This window comes from Anaerolineales bacterium (assembly GCA_022866145.1).
In the GTDB taxonomy this organism is placed as follows: domain Bacteria; phylum Chloroflexota; class Anaerolineae; order Anaerolineales; family E44-bin32; genus PFL42.
The window spans coordinates 1-5,448 of the sequence record JALHUE010000257.1; the positions used below are offsets into that span (position 1 = coordinate 1).

A 5,448-nucleotide genomic window follows, 5' to 3' on the forward strand; every position below is an offset into this window, starting at 1 on the left:
CGTGTCCTCGGATTGCACGATGAGCATGCCCTGCTCGCCCGGCAGCCGGGCAGCATCCGTGACCTCGGCCACGCGGCCGCGCACGAACTGCATTCCTTCGGCCAACAGCCGGTCGTAGAACTCCTCGTAGTTCTTGTGCGGAGTGCGCATGTCGATATAGAACGAGTAAACCTGGGCCCCCGTCTTCTCCACGACCAGATGGCCGAACTTGAGCGCCGCCATGCAGCACACCGCCGAGCAGTAGGGGTTGTGGCGCTTGTCGCGGCTGCCAACGCAGTGGACGATGGCCACCGACTTCGGCACCGTCACCCCATCGCGCAGCACGATCTTGCCTTCGGTGGGGCCGGCGGCGTTGCACATGCGCTCGAATTCCAGGTTGCTGAACACATTGGCCAACCGGCCGAACCCATATTGCGGAAGGCGAGCGGCATCGAACAAGTCGAAGCCGGTGGCCAGGATGATGTTGCCGACATCGAGATCCAGATAGGTGTCCTGCTGCTCGAAGTCGATGGCGTTGGTCGGGCAGAACTTCTCGCAGGCCTTGCAGGTCCCCTTCAAGTAGTAGGTGCAGCTCTCGCGGTCGATCACCGGGTACTTCGGCACCGCTTGCGGGAACGGGCGGTAGATGGCCTTGCGGTAACCCAGACCGGCCTCGAAGACGTCATCGATTACCTTCTTCGGGCATTTCTCGATGCACACGCCGCAGCCGGTGCAATCCACTTCCTTGACCGAGCGGGCGCGCTTGCGAATGCGGACGTGGAAGTTGCCGACGTAGCCGGTGACCTCTTCGACCTCGGAGTAGCTCAGCAAGGTGATGTTCTCATGCTGTCCGACGTCTGACATCTTCGGCGTCAGGATGCAGGCCGAGCAGTCCAGGGTGGGGAAGGTCTTGTCGAACTGGGCCATGTGGCCGCCGATCGACGGCTCGCGCTCGACCAGGTAGACGTGATGGCCGGCGTCGGCCAGCTCCAGCGCCGACTGGATGCCGGTGATGCCACCGCCCACGACCAGGGTGTTGGGGTTGACCGGGGCCTCGCTGGCGAACAGCTCTTCCTGCTCGATCACCCGGTGAACGGCGCCGGAGATCAGCGCCTTGGCCTTCTCAGTCGCCTTGTCCTTGTCCGTGCTGACCCACGAGATCTGCTCGCGCAGGCTCGCCATCTGCATCAAGTACGGGTTGAGCCCGGCGTTGGCGCAGGCCTTGCGGAAGGTCTTCTCGTGCAGGTGGGGTGAGCAGGCGCCGACCACCACCCGCGTCAGGCCTTCGTTCTTGATGTCCTCTTCGATCAGCTCCTGGCCAAGCGAAGAGCACATGAACTTGTAGTCTCGGGCGACGACCACATTCTCGAGTTCCTCACCGGCCCACTTGGCCACCTCGGCCACGTCGACCATGCCGGCGATGTTGCTGCCGCAGTGGCAGATGTAGACACCGACCTTTTCGGCCATGCTATCCCTCCCCTCGGCGACCCGGCATGGGCAGCGCCTTGTCATCCCGCTTGCGCCGCGGCCCGGCGGCCTCGGTAGGCTCGATCTCCGCCCCCACCTTGGCCAGGGCCTCGGCGGCGGACACGAGCTCCTGTCCGATGCCCAGGTCGCGGGGCGGGAGCCCCAAGGCCAGGCCGATCAGCTGCGTGAAGTACAGGACGGGAATGTGGTACGAAGTCCCGAAGTGGCGATTCATAGCCCCCTGGAACCCGTCCAGATTGAGCTGGCACATCGGACAGATGGTGACGACCAGGTCGGCCTGGTAGTCGTCGGCGCCCTTGATCAGCTGTCGGATCAACTCGAAGCCGGTGGCTTCGCTGATCTGGGTCATATGGCCGCCGCAGCAGTGAGCCTTCATCGGGTAGTCGACGACCTCGGCGCCGAGGGCGCCCAGGATCTTGTCCAGCGTCATCGGGTATTCGGGGTCGTCGTCGCCATTGTGGAAGCCCGGGCGGACGATCATGCAGCCGTAGTACGGCGCCACCCGCAGGCCCTTGAGCGGGCGGGTGGTCTTGGCCTGCAAGGCCTCCAGGCCGATGTCGTTGTAGACGATGTCCAGCAAATGGCGAACATGCAGTGTCCCGCCCTTGTAGCTCAGCCCGGCTTCCGCCAAGGCTTGATCGACGCGCCCTGCCAGGGCTGGCTCGGTCGACATGTACTTGTCGCACTTGCGCAGGTTGAGGTAGCAGGCGCTGCAGGGTGCCACCAGGGTGTCCAGGCCTTCATTCTTGGTCGCCTGGGCCAGGTTGCGGGCGATCAGGCTGTAGGCGGCCGTCTGGTTGAGAGCGTGGTATTCGGTGGCGCCGCAGCAGTTCCAGTCTTCGACCTCGACGAACTCCAGGCCCAGCGGCCCGGCGATGGCCATCGTCGACTCGTGGTAGGAAGCGGCGTTCTTTTCGAGCGAGCAACCGGGGTAGTAGCTGTATTTCATGCCTGCGCCTCCAGCTGCTTGGCCTTGGCCAGGATTCGCTTCAAGCCGTCCAGGCCCTTGATGCGGGTCGGGGTGAAGGCCATGCGTCCTTTGGTGAGCATGCCGACGCCCATGTCGACGATCTTGAAGGCGCCGAAGGGGTTGTGGCGGATCATGTGCATCCCCATCAGGCCGAGCTCAAAGGACCGCCCGTAGTCCTCCACCCAGCGAATGAACGCCCGCGAGAAATCGGGGGCCTTGGAGTCGTCGAACAGCCCCTGGCGTACAGCCATGCGCTTCAGGCTGTACATGAGCTCGGTGATCGGAATCTCCTTGGGGCAGCGGGTCATGCAGTAGTAGCACGACACGCAGAACCACGGCGTATTGGAGCGCAGCACATCCTCCCGCAGCCCGGCGTTGATCATGGCGAACAGCTGCCGCGGCGAGTGATCCATGTCGGGTCCTGAAGGGCACGAGCCTCCGCAGGTCCCGCACTGGATGCAGGTCAGCAGCGCCTCCCCTCCCGGGGTGGCGGCGATGACCTCGCTCTGGAAGCCGTCTCTCCCGCTCGGCTCATGCATTCGGCACCTCCCATCGCAAATGGAAAAGCCCCACGCCCGGCGCAAACGCGCCCGCGTGAGGCTGACCGGCCATAGCCGTATCTCCAAGCATCGATTGCCCTCCCCCAGGGGCGGGGCGGCGGTCCCCCGACCGTGCTTGCCCTCCGCTGGGTTGGCCACGGGATCTTCGCCGGCGCCTTATGTGACAGAATTCACATACGCCAACGACGGGATAACCGTCCCCGTAACCAGCCTCCACTATCTGGGAATCTCCCTGTCTTGCGAAGTGATAGAGGGCCTCGCGGCCGTAGCAAGATGTCCCTCACCGGGCAGGCAAAGGGATGGGCTGGCACGGGGTGAAGCGCGAGGCCATCCGGGTGATTGTTCGAGTCCGGTAGGCGGGGCAAGGCGATCGGGCAGGGTGCCGCGTGGAAGGCTGGGTGATACTTGGCCACAGGGGTTGTGAAAGGTGTCGCTTGTGCATCTGCGGATCTGAAGCCACACTGAGACTATCGATCCGGAAATCCCGGTACTGACCCGACTTGAGGAGATGGATCCCATGCCACCCAGGAAGCCCGCCAAAGGCCGTACTCAGGCCACCAAGAAGTCGAAGCCCAAGAAGGTCCCGGCGAAGACGGTTGCCAAGAAGGCTGCTAGGCCCAAAGCGACCCCGAAGAAGCTGCCCTACAAGCCGATCAGGCTCAAACTGCTCCGGCCCGTGCCTTCGGACATCGAGATCGCCCAAGCCGTCACCCCCAAGCCGGTAACACTCATCGCTAAGGAGGTCGGACTGAAGCCGTCGGAACTCGAGCTGCATGGCGAGTACAAGGCCAAAGTGCGGTTGGGGGTGCTCGACCGCCTCAAGCAGCGCCCCAACGGCAAGTACATCGACGTCACGGCCATCACGCCCACGCCGCTGGGCGAAGGCAAGAGCACGACCATGATGGGCCTGAGCCAGGCCCTCGGGGCGCATCTCGGAAAGCGCGTGTTCACCTGCATTCGCCAGCCGAGCCAAGGCCCGACGTTTGGCATCAAGGGCGGGGCCGCCGGCGGCGGCTACTCCCAGGTCATCCCGATGGAGGACTTCAATCTGCACCTGACCGGGGACATCCATGCCATCACCGCCTCCAACAACTTGCTGGCGGCCGCTATCGATGCCCGGATGTTCCATGAGGCCGAGCAAGACGACGAGAAGCTGTTCAACGCCCTGTGCCCCAAGAACAAGCAGGGCAAGCGCCGCTTTTCGCCCAGCATGCTCCGGCGCCTCAAGAAGCTGGGCATCAACAAGTCCGACCCTGAGACCCTCACGCCCGAAGAGCGCAAGCGCTTCGCCCGTCTGGACATCGACCCGGCCAGCCTCACCTGGCAGCGGGTGGTCGACACCAACGACCGCTTCCTGCGCCGGATCACCATCGGGCTCGGGCCGGAAGAAAAGGGCATGACCCGCGAGACGGGCTTCGATATCACCGTCGCCAGCGAGATCATGGCCATCCTGGCGCTGACCACCGACCTGGCCGACCTGCGTGATCGGCTGGGGCGGATCGTCATCGGGACCAGCAAGGCCGGGGAAGCCGTCACGGCCGAGGATCTGGGAGCCGCCGGCGCCCTGACCGTGCTGATGAAGGATGCCATCCTGCCCACGCTGATGCAATCTCTCGAGGGCACACCCGTCTTCGTCCACGCCGGCCCGTTCGCCAACATCGCCCACGGCAACAGCTCGATCATCGCCGACAAGATCGCCCTCAAGCTGGCGGACTACGTCGTGACCGAGTCGGGATTCGGCGCCGACATCGGCATGGAGAAGTTCTTCGACGTCAAGTGCCGCACCTCGGGCCTGGTGCCGCAGTGCGTCGTCCTGGTGGCGACGGTGCGGGCTCTCAAGATGCACGGCGGCGGGCCGAAGGTGGTGGCGGGCAAGCCGCTAGACTCGGCCTACACCGACGAGAACCTGGAGCTACTGCGCAAAGGCATGGGCAATCTGCAGCATCACATCAAGAACGCCCTGAGATTCGGCGTGAACGTTGTTGTGGCCGTGAACTCCTTCGCTGCCGATACCCCGGCTGAGGTCGAGTTGGTGCGCAAGGCAGCCCTCGAGGCGGGCGCCGAGGACGCCGTGGTCTGCACCCACTGGATGGACGGCGGCAAGGGGGCGGTGAAGCTGGCGGAGGCCGTGGTCAAGGCCTGCGAGAAGCCGACCAAGTTCAAGTTCCTCTACCCGCTCGAGTGGTCGATCAAGCAGAAGATCGAGAAGATCTGCCTCGACATCTATGGCGCCGATGGGGTGGAGTACTCGCCCGAGGCCGAGAAGAAGATCGAGCTCTACACCAGGCTCGGCTTCGACAAGCTGCCGATGAACATGGCCAAGACCCACTTGAGCCTGAGCCACGACCCGAGCCTCAAGGGCGTCCCCAAGGGGTTCAAGGTCCCGGTCCGGGACATCCGGGCCTCCGTCGGGGCTGGCTTCCTCTATCCGCTGCTGGGCGAGATGCGCAC

Annotated in this window: 4 protein-coding genes; 1 reads left to right on the forward strand and 3 read right to left on the reverse strand. The window is 64.3% G+C overall.

What is annotated here, in order from left to right:
* The 3 genes from MUO23_08010 to MUO23_08020 all read right to left on the reverse strand — a co-directional run.
* A partial coding sequence (locus MUO23_08010) for a CoB--CoM heterodisulfide reductase iron-sulfur subunit A family protein (protein MCJ7512899.1) occupies positions 1-1,446 on the reverse strand: 1,446 nt, incomplete at its 3' end.
* 1 nt (position 1,447) lies between these two features.
* Positions 1,448-2,416 (reverse strand): CoB--CoM heterodisulfide reductase iron-sulfur subunit B family protein, encoded by a 969-nt coding sequence (locus MUO23_08015; GenBank protein ID MCJ7512900.1) that lies wholly within the window; start codon positions 2,414-2,416, stop codon positions 1,448-1,450.
* The gene (locus MUO23_08020) at positions 2,413-2,976 is read right to left on the reverse strand and encodes a 4Fe-4S dicluster domain-containing protein (GenBank protein MCJ7512901.1); all 564 of its coding nucleotides are present in this window, start codon (positions 2,974-2,976) and stop codon (positions 2,413-2,415) included. Before MUO23_08020 ends, MUO23_08015 begins: the two co-directional genes overlap by 4 nt.
* A 538-nt stretch (positions 2,977-3,514) precedes the next feature.
* Here MUO23_08020 and MUO23_08025 point away from each other — a divergent pair.
* Positions 3,515-5,448 (forward strand): formate--tetrahydrofolate ligase (locus MUO23_08025; GenBank protein ID MCJ7512902.1); only part of this gene is annotated, 1,934 nt, incomplete at its 3' end.

Coding starts and splice junctions, on each gene's coding strand:
- MUO23_08015 (MCJ7512900.1), bottom strand. CDS start 2,416: ATGAAATACAGCTACTACCCCGGTTGCTCGCTCGAAAAGAACGCCGCT.
- MUO23_08020 (MCJ7512901.1), bottom strand. CDS start 2,976: ATGCATGAGCCGAGCGGGAGAGACGGCTTCCAGAGCGAGGTCATCGCC.